This window comes from Caulobacter segnis (assembly GCF_023935105.1).
Taxonomy (GTDB): domain Bacteria; phylum Pseudomonadota; class Alphaproteobacteria; order Caulobacterales; family Caulobacteraceae; genus Caulobacter; species Caulobacter segnis_B.
On record NZ_CP096040.1, the window covers coordinates 5,448,430 to 5,471,456 of the forward strand.

Sequence of the window (23,027 nt, forward strand, 5' to 3'; positions counted from 1 at the left end):
TTGTCCCCTTCGCAGGAGAGGGTCATGGCGGCGATTGCCCCCTAGCCGCCCACGTCAAAATTCTCCATCATGTAGAAAACCATCTCACATTTTGAGATGCGCATGATGGAGGAAGACGCCCGATGATCGCCAACCCGCTGCTGGGCGTCCTCTTCCACTGGCTGGGCGGCCTGGCCTCCGCCAGCTTCTACGTGCCCTATCGCGGCGTGAAGCGCTGGTCGTGGGAGATCTACTGGCTGACCGGCGGGATCTTCTCCTGGCTGCTGGCCCCGTGGCTGTTCGCCTCGATCCGCACCCACGACCTGCTGGGTGTGATGGGCCAGGTGCCCTCGAACGTCGTCGGCCTGTGCGTGCTGTTCGGGATCCTGTGGGGTTTCGGCGGCCTGACCTACGGCCTGACCATGCGCTATCTGGGCCTGTCGCTGGGCATGGCCGTGGTGCTGGGCCTGTGCACCGTGTTCGGCACCCTGATCCCGCCCCTGGTGCGCGGAACCTTCGCCGAGACCCTGCTGGGCTCGACCTCGGGCAAGATCATCCTGCTGGGCCTGTTGATGACCCTGGCCGGCATCATCGTGGTGGCCATGGCCGGCGCCAAGAAGGACGCCGACCTGTCGCCCGACCAGAAGGCCGAGGCGGTCGCCGAGTTCGACTTCAAGAAGGGGATCGCCGTGGCGATCTTCTCGGGGATCATGTCGGCCTGCTTCGCCTTCGGCCTGGCGGCGGGCGAGCCGATCAAGGCACTGTCGGCCGCGGCCGGCACCGGCCCGCTGTGGACCGGCCTGCCGGCCCTGTGCCTGGTGATGTTCGGAGGCCTGATCACCAACGGGATCTGGTGCGGCTACCTCATCGTCAAGAACCGCACCGCCGGCCAATGGCTGGGCCAGGCCGACGATCCGGAATTCAAGCCGCCGCTGCTGGCCAACTGGCTGCTGTGCGCCCTGGCCGGCACCGCCTGGTACTTCCAGTTCTTCTTCTACACGATGGGCGAAAGCCAGATGGGCAAGTTCGGCTTCTCCAGCTGGACCCTGCACATGGCCAGCATCATCATCTTCGGCACCCTGTGGGGCTTCGCCTTCAAGGAATGGAAGGACGCCCGCCCGGCCGTGCGCAACATGGTCTGGAGCGGCGTGGCCCTGCTGGTCGGCGCCACCGTGGTGATCGGCTACGGGAATATGATCGGCGGCTAGAGCTCCTCCGCCGCCTCGACCACGCTCCGCAGATACTCGACATGCGCCCGGAAGGCCTTGCGCCCTTTGGGCGTGAGCCGCGCCTGGGTGCGGGGGCGCTTGCCGACGAAGTCCTTCTCGATGGCCACGTAGCCGGCCTTCTCCAGGGTCGCCAGATGGCTGCCCAGGTTGCCGTCGGTGGCCTGGGTGATCGCCTTCAGGCGCGGGAAGTCCAGCGGCTGGCCCTTCTCGGCGGCCAGGGCGGCCATGATCTTCAGCCGTAGCGGCTGGTGGATCAGATCGTCCAGCTGGCTCATCACACGCTCCGCAGCCACAGGCCGCCCAGGAACAGCCCGCCGCCGCCGACCAGGGCCAACCATTGGGCCAGGTATTGCGGCCACAGGTAGTAACCGGCCAGGGTCGCCACGAACACCGCCACCCCGATCCAGACATAGCGGGGCGAAGCGTTGGTCACGCCCAGCACCGTGTAGAGGAAGCCGACGAACAGGCCGGGCAGCGCGATATAGGGCAAGAGCTCGGTCTTGGGGAACACCGCCACGATGGCCAGGACGAAGGCCACGCAGGCGCCCATGCCGGCGACCATCCGCCAGGGCTTCACGGCCGCATGGGCCCCCGTCCCGCCCTTCGGCGCCAGGATCAGCGAGCCGATCGCGCCGGCGAGGTCCAGCCCCAGCCACAGCCAGCCCCAATAATCCGGCGCCAGATACGCCATGCCTAGATAGCCCAGCCCCCAGACCACGCCCCACAGCATCAGGAACGGTCCGGCGTGCCGGTAGCCTTTCAGCGCCATGCCCCGGCGGGTGACGCTGTCGATCTCGGAAAGCGCGCTCAGCGCCTCGGACTTGGATACGCTCGTCATCACAGCCTCCATCTGCAGAGAACTCTGTTGTGCAGAGTTATGCGCGATGAACGGGCTCTGTCAAGCAGAGTGGATGACCTTTCTGAAACAAGCCGTGTCATCCCGGCCGAAGCGAAGCGTAGAGCCGGGCCCAGGGGCGACACGCGCGGCGTTCCTTCACCCCCTGGGTCCCGGACAGCCTCTGCGAGGCTTCCGGGATGACACGAAAAGGCGGCGAGGGCCTCCGTCCTACACCCCCAGCTTCGGCGACTTCATCCGGCGCTTGTTGACGTGGTGGCTGGGGGCTTCGGCCTTGATCTCCTCGGGGTACTCGCCCTTGAAGTAGAAGCGCTGCCAGGCTTCCTTGGTGGCCTCGGGGTCGCGCTTGAAGATCAGGGCATTGAACTCGCTGCGCTTCTCGGCCCAGACGTCGTACTGGCGGCGCAGGTCGGGATTGGAGTTCATCGAGCGGATCACCGGCTGGAACGCCTCCATCGGCTTGTCCTGGATCGGCATGATGAAGCAGAAGGTCTCGCCCTTCTCGAACCGCACCGTGCCGGGGCGGGTGAACATCCAGTTCATCGTGAAGGGGAACGGCAGCCAGTCGGTCTCGATCACCCCCGCCAGCGGCTGGATGCCGTCCTTGACGTGGTTGGGCGGCCCCATGGCCATCAGCGACCAGCCCGGCGGGGTGCGGAACAGGTAGCCGGTGTGGAAGGTCACCACGCCGCGCGTGAAGTGCGACTTCACGAAGTCGGTGAAGCCCGGATACGGGTGGTCGGGCTGGAACTTGATGCAGTCCTGGTGCGCCCCGCCGTCCCAGGTCATCGAGAAGCCGACCGGGCAGATGATGTCCCAGCCGGTGGTGTTGGCCATGGTCAGCGGCAGGCAGCGATAGGGATGGCGCTCGGCGAAGCGATCCATCCAGGCGCGCTGCGGCCGGCCGGGCACGATCTCCGGCGGACGGTTCTCGGTGGGATAGCACTCCAGTTCCATGCCGGTCCTTTGCTTGTCTTCCTGCCCTTGTTCACTCAGGTCTAGCCCTGCCGCCCTCGGGCCGTCTAGTAGAGCCGCATGAAGACCAGAGCCGACCTGTTCGCCTTTTTCGAGGCCCACGGAATCCCGTCGACCACCCTCGACCACCCGCCGGTGTTCCGCGTCGAGGAGGGGCTCGAGATCAAGAAGGCCCTGCCCGGCGGCCACACCAAGAACCTGTTCCTCAAGGACGCCAAGGCCCAGCTGTGGCTGATCTCGGCCCTGGGCGAGACGACGATCGACCTCAAGAGGCTGCACCCCGTGATCGGCTCGGGCCGGCTGTCGTTCGGCCCCCAGGAGATGATGGTCGAGACCCTGGGCGTAACCCCCGGCTCGGTCACCGCCTTCGGCCTGATCAACGACACCGAGCGGCGGGTGCGCTTCGTGCTGGACAAGGCCTTGGCGGACAGCGATCCGGTGAACTTCCACCCGCTGGGCAACGACGCCACCACCGCAGTCAGCCAGGCCGACTTTCGCAAGTTCCTGGTCGCGCTGGGGATCGAGCCAATGATCGTCGACTTCACCGCGATGGCGGTGGTCGCCTAGCCGCTCACGCTTGGGCCGCCACGCTCCGAGGCGCGAACACGCCGTTGCGAAGAGACGCGCCAGGGACCATCTTGGCGGCTTGAGCGTTCCCTGACCTCGAGTACACGAGAGACCCGATGCTGATCGGCGAAAAGCCCGCGCCCCCCGCCCACGCTTCATCGAGCAAGGGCGAACACGTCAAGGACGGCACCGACGCCACCTTCATGGCCGACGTGATCGAGGCCTCCAAGACCCAGCCCGTCATCGTCGACTTCTGGGCCACCTGGTGCGGCCCGTGCCGCCAGCTGACCCCGGCCCTCGAAAAGGTCGTCAGCGCGGCCAATGGCGCGGTGAAGCTGGTCAAGATCGATGTCGACGCCAACCCCGGTTTCGCCGGTCAGCTGCGCGTGCAGTCGATCCCGACCGTCTACGCCTTCGTCGACGGCCGCCCGGTCGACGCCTTCCAGGGCGCCCTGCCCGAGAGCCAGGTCAAGGCCTTCGTCGAGAAGCTGACCGGCCCGGCGGGTCCCAGCGCCATCGACGACCTGATCGCCCTGGGCAAGGAATCGCTGGAGATCGGCGACGTCGGCGGCGCGGCCCAGGCCTTCGCCCAGGCGCTGCAGACCGATCCGACTAACATCCCGGCCCTGGGCGGCATGGCCCGCGCCTACCTGCTGGGCGGCGACCTGGAAGGCGCGGCCGAGGTGGTGGCCATGGCCCCGGCCGACGCCAAGGATCCTGACCTGGACGCCGCCCGCGCCGCCCTGGCCCTGGCCGAGGACGCCCCGTCCGAGACCGCCGCCTTCGAAAAGCGCCTGGCCGCCGACGCCGACGACCACGAGGCCCGCTTCGAACTGGCCAAGGCTTTCGCCGGCATGGGGCGCCTGCAGGACGCCGCCGACCATCTTCTGACCATCATAGCGCGCGACCGTTCCTGGAACGACGACGCGGCCCGCAAGCAACTGCTGACGGTGTTCGAAGCGGCCGGCCCTACGTCGGAGGTCGCCAAGCAGGGCCGACGCAAACTGTCGACCATCCTCTTCAGCTAGGCCGTCAGCCAGGCCGAAACCAAGGGAGCAACGGATGCCGGGAAACTATCGCAAGCTTGGCGACCTGCCGCTGGTGATCCCGGTCTTCCCGCTGGATGGCGTACTGCTGCTGCCCGGCGGCCAGCTGCCGCTGAATATCTTCGAGCCGCGCTACCTGAACATGCTGGACGACGCCATGTCGGGCGAGCGGATCATCGGCATGATCCAGACGCGGCCGCACCAGAGCGCCGACATCCAGACCCCTGCCCTGGCCCCCGTCGGCTGCGCGGGCCGGGTGACCAGCTTCGCCGAGACCAGCGACGGCCGCTATCTGATCACCCTGACCGGGGTCTGCCGTTTCAGGGCCGGCGAGGAGCTGCCGGTGCGCACGCCCTATCGCCAGGTGCGCGCCGACTTCACCCCCTACGAGCCCGACCTGCGCGAGGACGGCGCCAGCGAGCGCACCGCCGCCGACATCGACCGCCTGCTCGCAGCCCTGCGCCGCTACCTCGACCACCGGGGCCTGGCCATCGACTGGGGCGACGCCGAGAGCGCGCCGTCCGACGCCCTGATCAACAGCCTGGCCATGGCCCTGCCGTTCGATCCCCTGGAAAAGCAGGCGCTGCTCGAGGCCGAGACCATCTTCGAGCGCAAGGCGACCCTTACGGCATTGTTGGAGATCGATGCGGCCGGCACGGACGATGACGAACCGACCTCTATCCAGTAGGTGATGGGGCCAGTAGAGAGAGGCTCATGACCGAAGCTCCCGCCCCGATTATCGACGTCGATCCGCGCCTGCTGGAAGTGCTGGTGTGCCCCGTGACCCGAGGCCCGCTGGAATACGACCGCGCCAAGGGCGAACTGATCAGCCGCTCGGCCAAGCTGGCCTACCCGATCCGCGACGGCGTGCCGATCATGCTGCCGGAAGAGGCGCGGGAACTGAGCGAGTAGGGCTAGAGGGCCACCCCGCGCAGCAGCTTCGGCAGGTCCCCGACCCCGCCACCCGCCTCGTGCATGAAGAACCGGCGCGCCGGGGCGATCTGGTTGACCACCGCCAGGCCGGCGCCGCGCGCCAGGCGCAGCAGCGGGTTGTCGTTCGAGAAGATCCGCACGAAGGCGTCGAAGGCCAGGGCGTTGCTGACCGTGTCGAACCGCCGCCAGCGGGCGTAGCGCTCCAGCACCGCCTCGGCGCCGATATCCTCGCCGTTGCGCACCGCCTCGACCAGTACTTCCGCCAATGCAGCGGCGTCCTTCAGGCCCAGATTCAGCCCCTGCCCCGCGATCGGGTGCACGCCGTGGGCGGCGTCGCCGATCAAGGCCAGGCGCGGAGCGACCATGCGCTCGGCCAGCGACAGCGACAGCGGATAGACGAAGGTCGGCCCCTCGATCGAGACCTCGCCCAGGAAGTCGCCGAACCGGCGCATCAGGTGGGCGTGGAAGGCTTCGGGGCTGGCGTTGCGCAAGGCCTCGCCGCGCGCGGTGCTCTCGGTCCACACCAGGCTGGCGCGGTTGTCGGTCAGCGGCAGGATGGCGAACGGGCCGCTGGGCAGGAAATATTCGTGGGCCACGCCCTCGTGCGGTCGCTGCATCCGCACGGTCGCCACCACGCCGCTCTGGCCGTAGCTCCAGCCGATGTCGCCGATCCCGGCCGCCCGGCGCAGGATCGAGCCGCGTCCCTCGGCGCTGACCGCCAGCGGCGCCGACAGCACCCGGCCGTCCGACAGGGTGAGGCGAGCGGCGCCCGGCTCCACCGACAGGGCCTTGGCGGCCATCGGCGCGATGACCGGGATCTGCTTGTCGATCACCGCCTTGGACAGCGCCGCGCGGATCTGGCGGTTCTCGACCAGATAGCCCAGAGGTTCGCCCTCGATGCGGCCCGAAATCTCGCTCGAGTCGAACCGCAGGAAGGCGGGAAGCGGCTTGCGCGACGCCGCGCTCGGCGTGCGGCCGTCGGTGACCAGGATCTGCTCGATGCGTTGGGCGTGGGGCGCCAGGGCCTCGCCCGCGCCGATCGCCCGCCACTGGCGGAAACTGGAATAGGCGATCGCCGAGCTGCGGCCGTCGAAGGTCGGAGCCAGCTGGGCCTCGAACGGTTGAGGATCGACCAGGAGCGGCCGAAGGCCGCCCGACGCCAAGGCAAGCGCCAGGGTCGCGCCGGCCATGCCGGCGCCGGCGATGATCACGTCGGCATCGTGAGCGGGAGCGCGCATGGCGGGATATGGGCGCGTGCGGCCGGACCTGTCCAGAGCGCGCGGCTACTTAGCGGCCGCGTAGGGCGCCTTGGCGTCCTGGCGAACCAGGCCGCGCGTGGCGTCGCCCACGCCGATCAGCACGAACTGCACCGCCAGGGCGCAGAGGATCAGGCCCAGGACCCGCACCACGATGCTCATGCCGATCCGTCCCAGGACCCTGCTGATCAGCGGCGCGGCCCAGAACACCGCCACCAGCACCAGCGACACCGCCGAGATGACCGCCACGCCCAGACCCAGGCCCGCCCAGCCGAACGGCTTGGCCTCGGCGGCGTAGATGATCACCGTCGAGATCGCGCCCGGACCGATCAGCAGCGGCATGGCGAACGGCACGATCAGGCGCTCGAAGCGCTGCTTGGCGTAGACCCGGGCCGACTGCCCTTCGACCCCCTCGGCCGCGTCGGCGAACATGGTGGTGAAGTCGTCGCGCACCATGTCCAGCCCGAGAATGAACAGGATGATGCCGCCGGCGATGCGGAAGGCCGGCATCGAGATGCCGAAGAAGGCCAGCAGGCCCACGCCCGTGAAGAAGAAGAAGATCAGGAAGGCGGCGACGAACAGACCGATATAGACGGCCACCATCCGCCGCCCCGCCGCGGCGGCGCCCAGGGTGGCGGCGGCGAACAGCGGCACGTTGCCGATCGGGTCGATCAGGGCGAACAACGCGACGAAGAAGTTGACGGCCAGCTTCGCCTCGGTCATTCGACGTCCTCGCCTTTCAAATCGCGCCCGGAGTTCGGCTCTTCCTAGAGCCGGCGCTCGCGCGCGCCAACCCCGGGGACCGAATATGACCGCCGACGCTCGCCTGATCGTGCCGCTGGACCTGCCCACCGTCGACGACGCGCGCGCGATGGTCCGGACGCTGGGCGACGCGGTCAGCTTCTACAAGATCGGCCTGGAGCTGCTGGCCAGCGACGGCATGACCCTGGCCCGCGAGCTGAAGGCCGACGGCAAGTCGATCTTCCTCGATTGGAAGCTGCACGACATCGGCGCGACGGTCGAGCGCTCGGCCCGCGTGCTGGCCCAGAGCGGCTGCGACCTGCTGACGGTCCACGCCGAGCCGCAGGTGATGCAGGCGGCGGTCAAGGCGCGCGGCGACTCGTCTCTAAAGATCCTGGCCGTCACCGTGCTGACCAGCCTGACCGACGCCGACCTCATCGAGATGGGCTACGCGTTCGGGGCCCGCGATCTGGTCGAGCGCCGGGTTCGCCAGGCCATTGACTGCGGCGTCGACGGCATCGTCTCCTCGCCGCATGAAGCGGCGCTGGCCCGCGAGATCGCCAAGGCGGCCGGAAAGCCGGACTTCCTGATCGTCACCCCCGGCGTGCGCCCGTTCTGGTCGGCCAAGAACGACCAGGCCCGCGCCGCCACGCCCGAGGCCGCCATCCGCGCCGGGGCCAGCCACCTGGTCTGCGGCCGCCCGATCACCGCCGCCAACGATCCGCGCGAAGCGGCGCTGAAGGTGGTCGAGGAGATCGCGGGGTTGTGACTGATGAACGTCCTCTTCGTCTGTAGCCAGAACCGCCTGCGCAGCCCCACGGCCGAGCAGGTCTTCGCCAATTGGCCGGGATCGAGGTCAGCTCCGCCGGTCTCGACGACGGTTGCGGTAACCCGGTGACGCCGGAAGACCTAGAATGGGCCGACCTAGTGCCGGTTATGGAGCAGGCGCACCGCAACAAACTGTCCCGCCGCTTCAAGCCGCACCTAAAGAACGCCCGCGTCATCGTGCTGGGGGTCCCAGACGACTATGAGTTCATGGACCCGACACTGGTGCAGATCCTTCAGGCCAAGGTCCCGCAGTTTCTACGACGGTAGTTATTTCACCACCATCGCCACACCCCTTGCCCGCGGATCCGCCTCGGGGACGGGCGTCCTGCCGACCACCTGAATGGCTTCCATGTCGCCGCTGAAGTCCTCGACCCACCGGTAGCCGCGCGCCTCCAGCGCCGTCTTCAGGGCGGGGCTCGGCGGGAAGGCGGGCTCGTAGAACAGCGTGTTCTCGGGCAGCAGCTGGTGGTGGAAGCGCGGCGCCGTCTGGGCCGCTTTCAGGGTCAGGCCGTGGTCGTAGACATTGGCCAGAACCTGGAACACCCAGGTGAAGATCCGCGATCCGCCCGGCGTGCCGATGACCATGGCGGGCCGGCCGTTCCTGACCAGGATGGTCGGGGTCATCGACGACAGCGGCCGCTTGCCCGGCGCGATGGCGTTGGCCGTTCCGCCGACCACGCCGAACATGTTGGGCGCGCCGGGCTTGGCCGAGAAGTCGTCCATCTCGTCGTTCAGCAGGAACCCCGCGCCCTCGACCACCACGCCCGAGCCGAACCAGCCGTTTAGGGTGTAGGTGTTGGAGACGGCGTTGCCCCACTTGTCGACCACCGAGAAATGGGTGGTCTGCGGCTTCTCCAGGCCCGGGACCACGGCCTTGGTCGCCGAGGGCTTGTCGGGATCGACCTCCCGCGCCCGCCTCGCCACATAGGCCGGGTCGATCAGGTTCGAGACCGGCACCTTCACGAAGTCCGGATCGCCTAGATATTCGGCGCGGTCGGCGTAGACGCGCTTTTCGATCTCGGCCAACAGGTGGACGTACTGCGGAGCGTTCAGCGGCACACCCTCGAACCGGGGCGCCAGGTCCTGCTTCATCAGCAGCATCTGCATCAGGGCGATGCCGCCCGAGCTGGGTGGCGGGGCGGTGATGACATCGTAGCCGCGCCATGTCGCGGTCAGTGGCGTACGCCAGACGGCCTTGTAGTTGGCCAGGTCGGCCTTGGTGATCAGACCCTTGACCGGCCCGCGCTGCATCTGGGCGACCAGCAGCTCCGCCGTACGCCCCTCGTAGAACGCCTTGTCGCCGCCCTTGGCGATGCGCTCCAGTGTGGCGGCCAGCGCCGGCTGCCTGAACACGGTCCCGGCCTTCACCGGCCCGAAATAGTCGCGGAAATTGGTCTTAGCGAACGGGGGCGGGACCTCGTTGCTCAGCATACCGGAGAACTGCGCGTTCACCAGAAAGCCGTCGCGCGCGTAGCGGATGGCCGGCGCCAAGACCCGGGCCCAGGGCAGCTTGCCAAACCGCTTGTGGGCCATGGCCAGGCCTCGCACCGTGCCGGGCGTGGCGACCGCGCGGGCGCCGAACAGCGACAGGCCCTCGACCGGCTCGCCGTCCTTGCCCAGGTACATGTCCGCCGTCGCCGCCGCCGGGGCGGTCTCGCGGTAATCGAGGAAGTAGGGCTTGCCGTCGACATACAGGGTCATGAACCCGCCGCCGCCCAGATTGCCGGCCTCGGGATAGGTGACCGCCAGGGCGAACCCCGTCGCCACCGCCGCGTCGACCGCGTTGCCGCCCGCCTTCAGGATCTCCCGCGCCGCCAGGGCCCCGTAGCGGTCGGGCGAAGCCACCGCCCCGGCGTCGAGCGCGCGTGTCGCGGCGGTCTTGGAGTTGGCGGGGGCGGGCTTTACGGGGCCGGCCAAGGCAGGCGGCGCGACCAGCAGCAGGACGGCCGCGAGCGACGCGGCGAACCGGTTCAGCGGGTGCAAGGCGAGGGCCTCCATCGACGGTAGGGGCTAGGCTAGCCGGGGCCGCCCTCGCCCGCCAGTCCGCCCGCCGCTCAGGCCAGCTCCAGCGCCCGCAGCACCGCGAACTGATCGTAATAGGGCCGCTCGCAGACGATCTTGTCGCCGCCCGGCGCGAATTCGAAGCTGGCGGCCATGCGGATGCGGAACGGCTTGCCGGTCGGCTCGACGGTTCGCTCGGGCAATTTCAGCGGGCCCAGGTGCGTGCCGGTCAGCCAGAACTCAACCAGCACCGTGTCGCCGGCGTGGGCGATGGCGATGATCTCGTTGCCCTGGTCGGGGAACGGCGTGCGCGAGGCGGCGAAGTAGCCGCGCACGGCCGCCTCGCCGTCGAACACCGTTCCTGGGCCATGCATCTCGTAGCGGGGATGCTCGAAGGTGGCGATCACCGCGTCCCAGTCGTGGACGCATTCCAGCGCCATGTGGTCGCGCACGACCTGGATGCGGCGTTCGGCCAAGTCGGCGGCCAGGTCTTCCATCAGGCTCCTCCCTTGTTTCGGGGGAGCCTGGCCCGTCCGGGCTCAGAAGTCGACGGCGACGCCCTTCTTCTCCCAATCGCCGAAGCGGGTGGGTTCGGGACCGTCGCGGCCGCCCTTTTCCGTCGGCAGGGCTTCCACGGCCTGGGCCGCGCGGCGGGCGGCGGCCTCCTCCAGCGCGCGGCGGGCGGCGGGGCTGAGCGCCTTGTCGGGCGCGGCGCCCGGCGGCAGGTCTTCGTGAGGAAGGTCAGACATGACGAAGGTTTAACATCATCGCGCTTGCGCGCGCCACCGCGTCAGTGTTGAACCCCCGGCTTCGAATATCGACGTTCGCCGATCGGGGAGATCTTAGAGATGAACACCAGTCGTTGGCCGTACGCCTTCTTCGGCGCGGCCGCCTTCTACGCCATGGTCGGCGTAACGTGGGGCTTGGCCATGAGCATCAGCAAGCATCACGAGACCTATTCGGCCCATGCGCACCTCAATCTGCTGGGTTGGGTCAGCCTGGCGCTGATGGGAACCTTCTACGCCCTGTTGGGCCAGCGGGTCGCCAACTGGGTGAAGCTGGCCAACTTCGTGCTGTCGAACGTCGGCGTCGTCTGCATGATCAGCGGCCTCTTCATGTATCTGGGCCAGACCGGCTCGCCCGCCGTCTATGGGCCGCTGCTGGTCGTGGGCGGGCTGAGCGTGATCGGCGGCTTCTTCGTGTTCGGCCTGACGGCGATCACGACGGCCCTTCGCAAGCCGGCCGTCGCCATCTGATCTTCACCGCCGGATGTTCGGCGCCTGATTTCGTCAAATGACTTGCGCTCGCCGTCGCCTTTGGGCACGGCGAGGCGGTGACTCAAGAATTGAACGACGGCCTCCCCGCTCGGGAAGCCGCCCTGACCCTGATCGACGCGGCCCTGTCGCGTCGCGGCGGCATCGACGAAGCCGCCTCCGCCAACGGTTTCCGCTTCCTGGAGCCGCGCGAGCGCGCGTTCGCGCGCGCCCTGGCCATGGCCGTGCTGCGCCACCTGGGCCCGATCGACCGCGCCCTGGCCGCCAAGCTACAGAAGGCCCCGCCTGACCGGGTGATGCACCTGCTGCGCCTGGGCGCGGCCCAGGCCTTCCACCTGGAGGTTCCGGCCTTCGCCGCCGTGGCCACCTCGGTCGAGCTGGCCGGCGCCAACAAGACCAGCCGCCCGTTCAAGGGCCTGGTCAACGCGGTGCTGCGCGGCCTGCTGCGCGATCCCCCGCCCAGCGACGATCCGACCCTGCTGGCCCCGCCGTGGCTGTACGCCCGCTGGGTCGCCGCGTTCGGTGAGGCCACGGCCCGCGAGATCGCCGCCCAGATCGCCATTGAGCCGGCCACCGACCTGTCGCTGAAGTCCTCGACCGACGTCGCCGCCCTGGCCGAGTCGCTTGAGGCCGAGGTGCTGGACGGCGGCAGCCTGCGCCTGCGCCGCAAGGGCGACGTCGCCGGCTGGCCGGGCTTCGAGGACGGGACCTGGTGGGTGCAGGACGCCGCCGCCGCCGTCCCCGCCCGCCTGCTGGCCCTCAAGCCGGGCGATCAGGTGCTGGACCTGTGCGCCGCCCCGGGCGGCAAGACCCTGCAGCTGGCCGCGGCCGGCGCGGACGTCGTCGCCCTGGACCGTTCGGCCGCCCGCCTCAAGCGCGTGACCGAGAACCTGGCCCGCACTGGGCTCGAAGCCGAGATCGTCGCCGCCGACGCGGCCGTCTGGGAAGACGACCGGACCTTCGACGCCATCCTGCTGGACGCCCCGTGCAGCGCCACGGGCACCTTCCGCCGCCATCCGGACGTCTTGTGGGCCGCCCGCCCTGGCGACGTCGCCAGCCTGGCGGCCGTCCAGGCCCGCATCCTCGACAGCGCCGCCGACCGCCTAAAGCCCGGCGGCCGACTGGTCTATTGCGTCTGCTCGCTGGAGCCCGAGGAGGGTGAGGCCCAGGTCGAGGCCTTCCTGGCCCGCCGCCCGGACATGGCGCTGGAGCCGATCACCGCCGGTGAAGGCGGATCGCCGGAGGCCAGCCTGACCGCCCGCGGGACCCTTCGCCTGCTGCCGCATCAGCGCGAGGGCGGCCAGGACGGCTTCTTCGCGGCCCGGTTCCGCAAGCTGACGGCATAGACGTCATCCCGGCGAAGGCCGGGACCCAGCCGAGCATAAGGGCTGACAGCGGGGCGCGACGCGGTTATCCCAGGACCATGACCGCGCCGATCATCGCCCCGTCCATCCTCGCCTCCGACTTCGCCAAGCTGGGCGAGGAGGTCGCCGCCATCGAGGCGGCCGGCGCCGACTGGGTGCATGTCGACGTGATGGACGGCCACTTCGTGCCCAACATCACGCTGGGCCCCGACATCGTCAAAGCCATCCGGCCTCACGCCAAGATCCCGTTCGACGTCCACCTGATGATCAGCCCGGCGGACCCTTATCTCGAAGCGTTTCGCGCCGCCGGCGCGGACCTGATCAGCATCCACCCGGAGGCCGGCCCGCACCTGCACCGCTCGCTGAAGCGCATCCGCGAGCTGGGGGCCAAGGCGGGCGTGGTGTTCAACCCCTCGACCGGCCTCGACCACGTCGAGTGGATCCTGGAGGACGTCGACCTGCTGCTGGTGATGTCGGTCAATCCCGGCTTCGGCGGCCAGAGCTTCATCCCCGGCCAGCTGCGCAAGGTTGAGGCGCTGCGCAAGCTGGTCGACAAGGCCGGACTGGACATCATCATCGAGGTCGACGGCGGAGTCACGCCCGTGACCGCTCCGCAATGCGTGGCCGCCGGCGCCACGGCCCTGGTGGCAGGTTCGGCGGTGTTCAAGGGCGGCCCCGCCGCCTATGCCGACAACATCCGCGCGCTGAAGGGCGTCTGACCCCGAGCGATGGCCGTCAAGCGTTCCGCCCACGGCTTCAAGTTTCCCGCGCCCCGCCTGGCGTCACGGGCGCGCGGCCGCGTCCTCTGGAAGGCGCTCAACGCCGAGCTCGGCGCCCATGCCGCGCGCGAGTGGTTCGGGTCGGGCCCGCATCGCCTGCTGATCGCCCTGCCCCGTGCCGAGGGCCTCGCCGCCCGTCCCCACGACCCGCGACCTGCCGACCCCGCCCACGGCAAGAAGATCCTGGCCGGCGTGATGAGCCTGGACGGCGGGACCCTGCGCCTGGGCGTCGACGGCGACCCGTTCGACACCGCCAGCCCCTCGCGCCGCTTCGCCGTCAGCCTGCACCGCCTGGACTGGCTGCCCGGCCTGGTCGCCGCCGGCCCGGACGGCGCCCGCCGGGCCCTGCGCCTGCTGGACGACTGGCGCCGCGTGTTCGGCAAATGGAACGCCTTCTCCTGGGGGCCCGACTGCATCGAGCGCCGGGTCTTCCACCTGGCCTGCGCCGCCAAGACCCTGGCCGCCGAGGCCAGCGACGCCGAGATCGCCGACCTGACCCGCGACCTGGCCCGCCAGGCCCGCCACCTGCTGGAGATCAAGGCCAGCCCCGAACGGGGCCTGGAGCGCGCCGTCGCCGCCACGATCGCCGGCTGCGCCCTGGCCGGCAAGCCGGGCGAGCGGCTGATCGACCGGGGCCTGAAGGCTCTCCTGCGCCAGATCGACCGGATGGTGCTGGCCGACGGCGGCCACGCCACCCGCTCGCCCGAGGCCGGCGTCGAGCTGCTGTTCGACCTCTTGACCCTGGACGACGCCCTAGGCCAGCGCGGCCGCCCCGCGCCCGAGCCCCTGTCGCGCGCCATAGACCGCCTCTCCACCGCCACCCGGTTCTTCACCTTGGAGGACGGCCATCTGGCGGCCTTCCATGGCGGCGAGGCCGTCGGCCCCAAGCGCATCGCCGCCGCCCTGGCCCACGACGCCAACGGCCCGCGCCCGTTGAGCGCCGCCCCGCACAGCGGCTTCCAGAAGATGGCCGGCGGCAGCCTGGAGGTCATCGCCGACTGCGGCCGTCCGCCGCTGGGCCCCTTGAGCGTCCACGCCTGCGCCCAGCCCGCCGCCGTCGAGATCGTCTGCGCCAAGGACCGGCTGATCACCAGCTGCGGCTGGAGCCCCGAGGCCGCCGGCGCCCACGCCTTTCGCCTGTCGGACGCGGCCTCGACCGTCTCGGTCGGCGAAGGCTCGGCCGGCCGGCCTCTCTCCGGCTTCCGCGCCCGCGCCCTGGGCCCCTGGCTGGTCGACGGCGCCACCCAGGTCGAGGCCCAGCGCCACGACGACGTCGGCGGGGTGTGGCTGGACATCGTCCACGACGGCTGGCGCCATGTCGGCCTGACCCACACCCGCCGCCTGTTCCTGGACGCCGTCGCCGACGAGCTGCGCGGCGAGGACAGCCTCACGCCCATCGCCGCCGACCCGGGCGCGGCGGAAGGTCCTCGCCGCTACCTGCCGTTCACCGTGCGCTTCCACCTGCACCCCGAGGCCCGCGCCTCGATCGCCCGCGACGGCAAGAGCGTGCTGATCCGCGGCCCCAACACCATCGGCTGGTGGCTGCGCAACGACGCCGTCGACGTCGCCATCGCCCCCAGCGCCCACTTCGACCACGGCCTGGCCCGCAAGGCCGGCCAGATCGTGCTCAAGAGCCAGGTCCGCCCCGAGGTCGGCGCCAAGATCCGCTGGAAGCTGACCCGGGCGGAGGGCTGACCCCATGGGCTTCTCCCGCAGGCCGCCGATCGACCCCGGCCGGACGCGTCAGGCGCCGGAATATACGGACGACGAAGTGTCTGAAGTCTTGGCCGCGCTGCAGGCCGACGCGCCGGACCTGCTGGCGGTGCTGGCCCGCGAGGCGAAGACGCCGGGCAGCGTGCCGATGGCGGACTATGACGACATCTACGACCGGATGCTGACCTACCTGTTCGAGCACGGGTTCGTGCACACGCACATCGAGATGGCGATGGTGTTCAAGGCGGTGCGGGAGCGGGTTGGGGGATAGGGGGTATATGCGGAAAGCTATACCTGCTCGTCTTTTAATAAGGACGATTTTCGCTTGTCTCGCCGGCGCGACCTAGACTGAGGCATCGGCTTCAACGGCTTAAGATGCCGACTTTTTGGGACCTCAAACCAAGCGCCTCGTTCATAGGATGCCATGGCTTCTACAATTTTCGGGAACCATCTCACGAACAGTTCCAGCCGAGTAAGGTTGGCAATATCGGCCCACCCATCCACCAAATAGACCACCGTAATGCCGGAGTCTTCTAAGGCCTTTCGGACATGCGGAGTACGCGTCTGCCGAATATCTAGAGTGACCAACACCGCCTTTCGATCTGCGGCGAGTACCCGGAATATTTCCTCATCAGAAGCTCCCGGCCCAACGAGATCGATTGTATGGGCAAAAGTCACGGATTGCTCGTTGAGAGCCAGCGCAGCGGGTAGGGCCGGGGGCAGGTTCTCGTCGAACACCAGCTTCACGCGGCAAGGCGCTCTTCGAACAGTAGAGCCTGCTTCACCTCGGCTTCGGTTATGCCAAAGGCCAAGGCAACCGCAGACAGGGAGCCCTCAGCCTTCGCGGAGCGGGCTATAACCTCGCTGCGGATACCGGTCCTAGCCAAAATTGGCGCACCGAACGCTCGTCGAGGGTCAATAATAATGCCAGGAGCATCGGCGGCGCGAGGCTGCCAAGTTTCGGCAAGATCGCACGCGTCAAACGATACGCCATCCAAGATCGTATCTCGGACGAGGTGTTCGAAGTTTCGCTGATCGTTGAGGTAGTCCACCAGCGAACGACGGCCAGCCTCGTCAATCTCATCGAGGATTATTCGCCGCCCGTCGGTCACAAACTTGGCGCTTGCGAAAGGGTGAACCGTCTTCAGGTCCTCACGCGCCTTGCTAGCCACCTTCCGCAGGTGTTGAAAGCTAACACCCTTTTCCCTGAACGCACGGATGAAGCGGGCTTCAATCAGATCGTGGAAGCTCAGCGCATTAACACCATCGATTGGCTCATAGTCAGGTTCGATAATCGACTTCTGACCGCGCCCTCCAAATATCCAGCGCCGCACCTTGTTAGACGGCGCACCAATCAGACGCGCCGCTTGCGGAACGGTATAGACGCCGGTTCCAACGAACCGGTTTCTTGCATCTATAACCGCACCCGTCATGGGCGACCTCCAACGGTTACGCAACCACCATAGCGCAGCTTTGGTGGGCCTTTAGTCAATAGAATTTATCCCCAAAAAGAGTCCGGTTGACGGCGACTTCCTTTGAGAAGGCCGTTGGTAGTTCCGACATAACCTCAGGGGCAAGGTCCTTCGTTTCCCCTGCGATGGCAGCCCCCCAGGGCCGGAGCCCTCCTTAAATCTCTCGAAGGCTGCAGCGTGCAGGGCTGATCAGGTCAGTCAAGGACGGCTTCGCCGCCGCGGAGCGGCCGCCCGGGGGGCGGTCCTTGAGTGACCTGATCAGCCCTGCGATCGTCTCGCCGTGAGATGTAAGGCGGGCGCTCTTCCGGGGCGGAAGGGCGGGTTCACTGCTCCAATCCCTCTCCCCTTGCGGGAGAGGGTGGCCGCCGAAGGCGGTCGGGTGAGGGGTCGAAGGACGGGGCCGCCGCGAGGGCGGTCAGGCCGGGCGCGGGACGGACCGGGCGATCAACCCCTCATCCGGCCCTCCGGGCCACCTTCTCCCGCAAGGGGAGAAGGGTTCAGGGCGCTTCCACCCGCCCCCGCTCATACGCCGCCCTCGCCCGTCCTGACCGCACGAACACCCGGGTGATCCGCGTGTCCACGCCCTGGATCAGGGCGGCGAAGTGGTCGGCGGCGTCTTCGATCTGGGTGGCGGTCAGGTCGTCGCAGAAGTCCAGGGTGACGCCCAGCAGGATCTCGCGCGGGCCCAGGTGCATGCTCAGCACCTCGGTGACGCTCTCGACGCGCGGGTCGTCGGCGAGGGTCTTGCGGACGGCCTCGACGATGCGGGGGCGGCGGCCTCGCCGGTCAGCAGGCTGCGGGTCTCGTTGGCCAGGAAGGCGGCGACCAGCACCAGCAGGACGCCGATGGCCACCGAGGCCGCGCCGTCGGCCCAGGCCAGGCCCGCGACCGCGCCGGCCACGCCCAGGGCGGCCAAAGCCAGACCCAGCAGGGCCGCGCCGTCCTCGAGCAGCACGGCGAAGATCGACGGGTCCTTGCTGCCCTTGAGGGCGGCGAAGAACGGGGTGTCGCCGCGCACGGTCTTGAACTCGCGCCAGGCCACCAGGAACGAGCCGCCCTCGAACAGGATGGCCAGGCCGATGACCAGGAAGTTGATCCAGGCGCGGTCGATCGGCTCGGGCGCGAGGATCTTGTGGACGCCCTGATAGACCGACACCGCCCCGCCCAGGGCGAAGATCATCAGGGCCACCACGAACGACCAGAAATAGAGCTCCATGCCGTAGCCGAACGGGTGGGTGCGGCTGGGCGGCTGGCCGGCGCGGGCCAGGCCCAGCAGCAACAGGCCCTGGTTTCCGGTGTCGACGGTGGAGTGGATGGCCTCGGTCAGCATGGCCGACGAGCCGGTCAGGGCGGCGGCCACGAACTTGGTCGCGGCGATGGCCAGGTTGCCGGCCAGGGCCGCGAACACCACCCTGTGCGAACCGCTGGTCTTGGGAGCCGACGCCATGGGGCGGCAACGCCGGCGCCCATGGCGGCGTTCCGGATTTCGGCGCGAAGCACGGGGATTGGAGCGCCTGTATCCTCGGAATTCGCGAGATCGAAGCCAGCAAAATCAACCGCTTGTCGATTTAAGACGCCGCCGAATGATCCGCGTTCAACTCGCCCGCACAATGATCCCACCTCGTCGGGAGGAAAGGGCGCGTGGCCAGCGACCATCGTGGCGGCGGGGGGCGATCGAGCGGGGACAGGTCCGAGGGGGATACTCGGACGGTCCGGGGATCTGGTTGCTGGCCAGACCCGCCCGCCGTCGGCGTGGTTGAAGGCAAAAGGGTCTGTCCTGATCAGTATTGATCCGCCCTCTTCGACCTTCGGACTTCCGAGGAAACTCAGAAGCCCGGGTCCCGGTAAGGCCTGAACAGGGCCACCTGACGGGACGCTGGCGGATAACGGTCGCGCGGAGCGTCCTGGCTTCGTCGAAACGGTATCAACTCTATCCAACTCCGGGCGTGGCCCGGCGCTCCGCGTCCCTTTCCATCAACTCGCAGCCGCACGGCGCGAGGCCGATGAAGCACGCCCCCTCCCCTTGATGGGGAGGGGCAGGGGTGGGGTGCATACGGCGGCCGACGCCGCGCACCGCCGCCCACTCAGCAGTCACCCCATCCCCGGCCCTTCCCCATCGAGGGGAAGGGAGTCCTTGATTGACTCCCCCGCCCGCCCCCGTATTTTCCGCCGCGTTCGAGTGACTGGCGTTGAAGGTGGGCGACCACCGGGGAGCTCGATACGCATAAGCCGCGCGCCTGGGCTCCCTTCTGACCGCAACAGACCTGGAGTCCGCCGTGCCCGCCACCCCCGACTATCCGTCCGCCCCCGATCTCGTCGCCCCCAAGCGCGCCCTGCTGTCGGTCTCCGACAAGACCGGCCTCGTGGAGGCCGCCCAGGTGTTGCACGCCGCCGGCGTCGAGCTGGTCTCGACCGGCGGCACCAAGGCCGCGATCGCCGCCGCCGGCATCCCCGTCAAGGACGTCTCGGACCTGACGGGCTTCCCCGAGATGATGGACGGCCGGGTCAAGACCCTGCACCCGGTGGTGCACGGCGGGCTTCTCGGCGTTCGGGATGCTCCCGAACATGCGCAAGCCATGGCCGACCACGGCATCGGCGGCATCGATATCCTCTATGTGAACCTCTATCCGTTCGAGGCGACCGTCGCCAAGGGCGGCAGCTACGCCGAGTGCGTCGAGAACATCGACATCGGCGGCCCGGCCATGATCCGCTCGGCGGCCAAGAACCATGGCTATGTCGCCGTCTGCACCGATCCGGCCGACCTCTCCGAAGTGCTGGAGGCCCTGAAGGCCGGCGGGACAACCCTGGCCCTGCGCCAGACCCTGGCAGCCCGCGCCTATGCCCGCACTGCGGCCTATGACGCGGCGATCTCGGCCTGGTTCGCGCAAGCGCTGGGCCAGGACTTCCCGGCCCGCAAGTCGATCGCCGGGAGCTTGCGCCAAACCATGCGCTATGGCGAGAACCCGCACCAGAAGGCGGCCTTCTACACCTTCCCCAACCCACGTCCGGGCGTGGCCACGGCCACCCAGCTGCAGGGCAAGGAACTCAGCTACAACAACATCAACGACACCGACGCGGCCTTCGAACTGATCGCCGAGTTCGACCCGGCGGCCGGTCCGGCCGTGGCGATCATCAAGCACGCCAACCCCTGCGGCGTGGCGGTCGGCGCCAATCAGCGCGAGGCCTATGAACGGGCCCTGGCCTGCGACCCGACCTCGGCCTTCGGCGGCATCGTGGCGGTCAATTCGCGCCTGACCCGCGAGGCGGCCGAGGCCATGGTCGAGATCTTCACCGAGGTGGTCATCGCCCCCGAGGCCGACGACGACGCCATCGCCGTGTTCGCGGCCAAGAAAAACCTGCGCCTGCTGGTCACCGGCGCCCTGCCCGACCCGCTTTCGACCGGCGACACATTCAAGAGCGTGGCCGGCGGCTTCCTCGTGCAGTCCCGCGACGACGCCCGCATCAAGGCCTCGGACCTGAAGATCGTCACCAAGCGCGCGCCGACGGAAGAAGAGATCCGCGACATGCTGTTCGCCTTCACCGTCGGCAAGCACGTCAAGTCCAACGCCATCGTCTACGCCCGCGCCGGCCAGACCCTGGGCGTCGGGGCCGGCCAGATGAACCGCAAGGACAGCGCGCGGATCGCTGCCCTTCGGGCAGCTGATTTCGGCTTGGACCTCCGGGGGTGCGCCTGCGCCTCGGAAGCCTTCTTCCCGTTCGCCGACGGCCTGATCCAGGCCGCCGAGGCCGGGGCGACCGCGATCATCCAGCCGGGCGGCTCGATGCGCGATCCGGAAGTGATCGAGGCGGCCGACAAGCTTGGCCTCACTATGGCCTTCACCGGCGTGCGAGTGTTCCGCCACTAGCGCCTTTCCGAGAGGACCCATGGACAGCGCCGCCTGGGGCGAACAGGTCGCCCGACACTCCCGGGTGTTCAAGCCCGCGGGATTGGGCCCCTTCCCGGTGGCGCTGATCCTTCACGGCTGCGGCGGCAAGACCCCTTTCCTCGAGGACTACGCCCGGACTGCCGTCGCGGCCGGCTGGGCGGCCGTGGTGGTCGATTCCTTCAAGCCGCGCGGCCTTTCGCCCCTGGACGCCAAGCTGACCGTCTGCACCGGCCTGCGGGTGCGGGGCGGACGACGGGCGGCGGACCTCTTCGCCATGCTGGCCTGGCTGGACGGGCAGGCCTGGGCCGATCCGTCGCAGGTCTTTCTGGCGGGCTGGAGCCATGGCGGCTGGACGATCATGGACGCCTATGCGCTGGGCGAGCGGGCGGCGGCGATCACCGGCCTGGCCGACGCGGCGCCGGAGCGGTTGCGGCGAGCGGTGAAGGGGGCGCTGCTGGTCTATCCGTTCGCCGGCTATCCGGCCCTGACCACCCGACACGGCTGGGGCGAGGGAGCGCCGCCGGTCTGGTCGGTCGTCGCCGGCAAGGACCAGGTGGTCGGCTGGAAGGCGCCGAAGCTGGCCCTGGACCGCCTGGCGCGCGACGGCCTCGTCGTCGACCAGATGTTCCTGCCCGACGCCACCCACGCCTTCGACGACAACAAGGCCAACGACCCCCGGGCCCGCTACCGGCCCGACCTGTTCGCGGAGGTCCAGACCTATTTCGGCGGGGCCCTGAAAGCCTGCGCCTAGGGCAGGCCCTGCGCTTAAGGCGCCGTGCGCGGGGCCCGCGCCAGGACCAGGGCGCCCAGGGCCATGAAGGCGGCCGAGACGACGACGGCGATGCGCTGGTCGCCGACCAGCTTGGTGCCGACGGCGATGACCAGCGGGGCCATGAAGGCGGTGGCCTTGCCAGACAGGGCATAGAGGCCAAACCACCGGCCCGTCTCGCCGGCCGGAGCCAGCTCGGCCATCCAGGCGCGCAAGGACGACTGCGCCGGGCCGAAGGTCAGGCCGACGAACAGGCTGAAGAACAGGAACATCCGCTCGGGCGTACTCGAGAACAGCGCCCCGCCGGGCTGGGCGGGAGCGACGGGCAGCAGGAAGAAGATCGTGTCCTTGCCGACCATCCCGATCCCGACTGCGCCGAACAGGATGACGCCGGTGGCGAGCAGCACGGTGGCCTTTGAGCCGATCTTCTGGTCGATCCGCCCGCCGATGAAGGTGCCGATCCCGGCCGCCACTGACAGCAGGATCGCGTAGAGGCCCAGCTGCGTCGTCGTCCACCCGAACAACCCCGCGGCCAGCACGCCGCCGAACGCGATGAAGCTAGAAATGCCATCGCCCAGCAGCATGCGGCCGATCAGGAAGCGGGCCATGTGCGGCCGGCTGGGCAGGCCGCGGATCGTCTCCCACAGCTGAGCCAGCGGCTTGGCGTCGCCAATCGACGGCGGCCGGGGCGCGATCAGCATCAGCGGCCAGGCGAAGGCCAGGAACCACAGGGCCACCATCGGCCCGACGATCCGGTCAGGCTCGTGCAGCGCCTTGTCCAGGCCCAGCATCGGGACCTTGGGCAGCGAGAAGCAGAAAAGGACGATGAACAGGGTCAGCAAGGCGCCGACATAGGCCAGGGCCCAGGCGGTGCCGGAGAGGCGTCCCACCTGCCCCGGTTTGGCGACCACCGGCAACAGGGCGTTCACCACCGTCACGCCCAGCTCGGCCACGACCCCGGCCACCACCAGGCAGGCCAGGATCAGCGGGACGCGGCCGGTCTCGCCCGGGACCGCCCACCACAGGCCGGCGCTGGCGATGACGAACGGAAAGGCCAGGCCGACCAGCCAGGCTCGGGGATTGCGCCGCGCGTCGACGCTGGCCCCGACCATCGGCGACAGGATCGCGATGGCCAGGCCCGACACCGCCCCGGCATAGCCCAGCAAGGTCTGCCCCCGGGCCGCGTCGCCGACGAAGCCGGCCGCGAAATAGGGCGTGAAGATAAAGGTCGCGATCAGCGCCCAGTACGGCTGCTGCGCCCACTCGTAGAGCGCCCACGCCGCGCGGCGGCGATCACCCTGGTCCATGCTCCACGCTCCCTGTCGCCTCCCCTCGTAAGCGAGAGGAGGCGAAGGGAC

27 protein-coding genes and 1 riboswitch are annotated in these 23,027 nt (G+C 69.1%); of the genes, 14 read left to right on the forward strand and 13 right to left on the reverse strand.

What is annotated here, in order from left to right:
* Positions 1–122: 122 nt before the first annotated feature.
* On the forward strand, positions 123–1,187 hold the full coding sequence (gene rhaT / locus MZV50_RS25300; protein ID WP_252632096.1) for an L-rhamnose/proton symporter RhaT: 1,065 nt from the start codon (positions 123–125) through the stop codon (positions 1,185–1,187).
* Here the strand turns inward: rhaT and MZV50_RS25305 are convergent.
* The 3 genes from MZV50_RS25305 to MZV50_RS25315 form a co-directional block, all read right to left on the reverse strand.
* Positions 1,184–1,483, reverse strand: a complete 300-nt coding sequence (locus MZV50_RS25305) for a winged helix-turn-helix domain-containing protein (RefSeq protein ID WP_252632097.1) — start codon at positions 1,481–1,483, stop codon at positions 1,184–1,186. The genes rhaT and MZV50_RS25305 overlap by 4 nt on opposite strands.
* Complete coding sequence (locus MZV50_RS25310; RefSeq protein WP_252632098.1) at positions 1,483–2,046, reverse strand: hypothetical protein; 564 nt, start codon at positions 2,044–2,046, stop codon at positions 1,483–1,485. Before MZV50_RS25310 ends, MZV50_RS25305 begins: the two co-directional genes overlap by 1 nt.
* 228 nt (positions 2,047–2,274) lie before the next feature.
* On the reverse strand, positions 2,275–3,021 hold the full coding sequence (locus tag MZV50_RS25315; protein WP_252632099.1) for a DUF6065 family protein: 747 nt from the start codon (positions 3,019–3,021) through the stop codon (positions 2,275–2,277).
* A 78-nt stretch (positions 3,022–3,099) separates the two neighbouring features.
* Here MZV50_RS25315 and MZV50_RS25320 point away from each other — a divergent pair, with 78 nt between their 5' ends.
* The 4 genes from MZV50_RS25320 to MZV50_RS25335 all read left to right on the forward strand — a co-directional run bounded on the left by MZV50_RS25320 (position 3,100) and on the right by MZV50_RS25335 (position 5,564).
* Positions 3,100–3,606, forward strand: a complete 507-nt coding sequence (locus MZV50_RS25320; RefSeq protein ID WP_252632100.1) for a prolyl-tRNA synthetase associated domain-containing protein — start codon at positions 3,100–3,102, stop codon at positions 3,604–3,606.
* 116 nt (positions 3,607–3,722) lie between these two features.
* Positions 3,723–4,634 carry a thioredoxin family protein gene (locus MZV50_RS25325; RefSeq protein WP_252632101.1) on the forward strand — a complete coding sequence of 304 codons (912 nt, stop codon included), beginning with the start codon at positions 3,723–3,725 and terminating at the stop codon, positions 4,632–4,634.
* A 34-nt stretch (positions 4,635–4,668) separates the two neighbouring features.
* Positions 4,669–5,340, forward strand: a complete 672-nt coding sequence (locus tag MZV50_RS25330; RefSeq protein ID WP_252632102.1) for an LON peptidase substrate-binding domain-containing protein — start codon at positions 4,669–4,671, stop codon at positions 5,338–5,340.
* A gap of 26 nt (positions 5,341–5,366) precedes the next feature.
* Positions 5,367–5,564, forward strand: coding sequence for a Trm112 family protein (locus MZV50_RS25335; RefSeq protein WP_252632103.1), 198 nt, complete (start codon positions 5,367–5,369; stop codon positions 5,562–5,564).
* A gap of 2 nt (positions 5,565–5,566) precedes the next feature.
* On the opposite strand, the gene MZV50_RS25340 is transcribed toward MZV50_RS25335, so the two are convergent.
* Together MZV50_RS25340 and MZV50_RS25345 are read right to left on the reverse strand one after the other, a co-directional pair.
* Positions 5,567–6,823 (reverse strand): UbiH/UbiF/VisC/COQ6 family ubiquinone biosynthesis hydroxylase, encoded by a 1,257-nt coding sequence (locus tag MZV50_RS25340; RefSeq protein ID WP_252632104.1) that lies wholly within the window; start codon positions 6,821–6,823, stop codon positions 5,567–5,569.
* A gap of 45 nt (positions 6,824–6,868) precedes the next feature.
* The gene (locus tag MZV50_RS25345; RefSeq protein ID WP_252632105.1) at positions 6,869–7,564 is read right to left on the reverse strand and encodes a MarC family protein; all 696 of its coding nucleotides are present in this window, start codon (positions 7,562–7,564) and stop codon (positions 6,869–6,871) included.
* Positions 7,565–7,649: 85 nt separating this feature from the next.
* On the opposite strand from MZV50_RS25345, the gene pyrF reads away from it, so the two are divergent.
* Both pyrF and MZV50_RS25355 read left to right on the forward strand, forming a co-directional pair.
* Positions 7,650–8,351 (forward strand): orotidine-5'-phosphate decarboxylase, encoded by a 702-nt coding sequence (gene pyrF / locus MZV50_RS25350; RefSeq protein WP_252632106.1) that lies wholly within the window; start codon positions 7,650–7,652, stop codon positions 8,349–8,351.
* 71 nt (positions 8,352–8,422) lie between these two features.
* Positions 8,423–8,677, forward strand: a complete 255-nt coding sequence (locus MZV50_RS25355; protein ID WP_252632107.1) for a phosphotyrosine protein phosphatase — start codon at positions 8,423–8,425, stop codon at positions 8,675–8,677.
* On the opposite strand, the gene ggt is transcribed toward MZV50_RS25355, so the two are convergent.
* The 3 genes from ggt to MZV50_RS25370 all read right to left on the reverse strand — a co-directional run bounded on the left by ggt (position 8,678) and on the right by MZV50_RS25370 (position 11,160).
* On the reverse strand, positions 8,678–10,393 hold the full coding sequence (gene ggt, locus MZV50_RS25360; protein ID WP_252632108.1) for a gamma-glutamyltransferase: 1,716 nt from the start codon (positions 10,391–10,393) through the stop codon (positions 8,678–8,680).
* A 71-nt stretch (positions 10,394–10,464) separates the two neighbouring features.
* Positions 10,465–10,908: an ester cyclase gene (locus MZV50_RS25365; protein WP_252632109.1), complete on the reverse strand. Its 444-nt coding sequence runs from the start codon at positions 10,906–10,908 to the stop codon at positions 10,465–10,467.
* 42 nt (positions 10,909–10,950) lie between these two features.
* The gene (locus tag MZV50_RS25370; protein ID WP_252632111.1) at positions 10,951–11,160 is read right to left on the reverse strand and encodes a DUF1674 domain-containing protein; all 210 of its coding nucleotides are present in this window, start codon (positions 11,158–11,160) and stop codon (positions 10,951–10,953) included.
* Between the two features lie 99 nt (positions 11,161–11,259).
* On the opposite strand from MZV50_RS25370, the gene MZV50_RS25375 reads away from it, so the two are divergent.
* The 5 genes from MZV50_RS25375 to MZV50_RS25395 all read left to right on the forward strand — a co-directional run bounded on the left by MZV50_RS25375 (position 11,260) and on the right by MZV50_RS25395 (position 15,812).
* Positions 11,260–11,667 (forward strand): hypothetical protein, encoded by a 408-nt coding sequence (locus MZV50_RS25375; RefSeq protein WP_252632112.1) that lies wholly within the window; start codon positions 11,260–11,262, stop codon positions 11,665–11,667.
* A gap of 77 nt (positions 11,668–11,744) precedes the next feature.
* Positions 11,745–13,031: an RsmB/NOP family class I SAM-dependent RNA methyltransferase gene (locus MZV50_RS25380; protein WP_252632113.1), complete on the forward strand. Its 1,287-nt coding sequence runs from the start codon at positions 11,745–11,747 to the stop codon at positions 13,029–13,031.
* Positions 13,032–13,108: 77 nt separating this feature from the next.
* The gene (rpe, locus tag MZV50_RS25385; RefSeq protein ID WP_252632114.1) at positions 13,109–13,768 is read left to right on the forward strand and encodes a ribulose-phosphate 3-epimerase; all 660 of its coding nucleotides are present in this window, start codon (positions 13,109–13,111) and stop codon (positions 13,766–13,768) included.
* Positions 13,769–13,777: 9 nt separating this feature from the next.
* Positions 13,778–15,523: a heparinase II/III family protein gene (locus MZV50_RS25390; RefSeq protein WP_252632116.1), complete on the forward strand. Its 1,746-nt coding sequence runs from the start codon at positions 13,778–13,780 to the stop codon at positions 15,521–15,523.
* A gap of 76 nt (positions 15,524–15,599) precedes the next feature.
* Complete coding sequence (locus tag MZV50_RS25395; protein WP_252632117.1) at positions 15,600–15,812, forward strand: hypothetical protein; 213 nt, start codon at positions 15,600–15,602, stop codon at positions 15,810–15,812.
* Between the two features lie 17 nt (positions 15,813–15,829).
* On the opposite strand, the gene MZV50_RS25400 is transcribed toward MZV50_RS25395, so the two are convergent.
* The 4 genes from MZV50_RS25400 to MZV50_RS25415 form a co-directional block, all read right to left on the reverse strand.
* The gene (locus tag MZV50_RS25400; RefSeq protein ID WP_252632119.1) at positions 15,830–16,288 is read right to left on the reverse strand and encodes a DUF5615 family PIN-like protein; all 459 of its coding nucleotides are present in this window, start codon (positions 16,286–16,288) and stop codon (positions 15,830–15,832) included.
* Complete coding sequence (locus tag MZV50_RS25405) at positions 16,285–16,974, reverse strand: DUF433 domain-containing protein (protein WP_252632120.1); 690 nt, start codon at positions 16,972–16,974, stop codon at positions 16,285–16,287. The genes MZV50_RS25400 and MZV50_RS25405 overlap by 4 nt, the downstream gene beginning before the upstream one ends.
* 536 nt (positions 16,975–17,510) lie before the next feature.
* Positions 17,511–17,717 (reverse strand): hypothetical protein, encoded by a 207-nt coding sequence (locus MZV50_RS25410; RefSeq protein WP_252632121.1) that lies wholly within the window; start codon positions 17,715–17,717, stop codon positions 17,511–17,513.
* Entirely contained in the window at positions 17,711–18,460 is a 750-nt protein-coding gene (locus MZV50_RS25415; protein WP_252632122.1) for a cation diffusion facilitator family transporter, read from the reverse strand. The genes MZV50_RS25410 and MZV50_RS25415 overlap by 7 nt, the downstream gene beginning before the upstream one ends.
* Positions 18,461–19,182: 722 nt before the next feature.
* A riboswitch (ZMP/ZTP riboswitch) is annotated at positions 19,183–19,263 on the forward strand.
* Positions 19,264–19,289: 26 nt separating this feature from the next.
* Between MZV50_RS25415 and purH the strand changes: the two genes are divergently transcribed.
* Together purH and MZV50_RS25430 are read left to right on the forward strand one after the other, a co-directional pair.
* A complete protein-coding gene (gene purH, locus MZV50_RS25425) occupies positions 19,290–20,879 on the forward strand; it encodes a bifunctional phosphoribosylaminoimidazolecarboxamide formyltransferase/IMP cyclohydrolase (RefSeq protein WP_252632123.1) in 1,590 nt (529 codons plus the stop codon).
* A gap of 19 nt (positions 20,880–20,898) precedes the next feature.
* Positions 20,899–21,651, forward strand: coding sequence for a dienelactone hydrolase family protein (locus tag MZV50_RS25430; RefSeq protein ID WP_252632124.1), 753 nt, complete (start codon positions 20,899–20,901; stop codon positions 21,649–21,651).
* A gap of 14 nt (positions 21,652–21,665) precedes the next feature.
* On the opposite strand, the gene MZV50_RS25435 is transcribed toward MZV50_RS25430, so the two are convergent.
* The gene (locus MZV50_RS25435; RefSeq protein WP_252632125.1) at positions 21,666–22,976 is read right to left on the reverse strand and encodes an MFS transporter; all 1,311 of its coding nucleotides are present in this window, start codon (positions 22,974–22,976) and stop codon (positions 21,666–21,668) included.
* Positions 22,977–23,027: the final 51 nt, after the last annotated feature.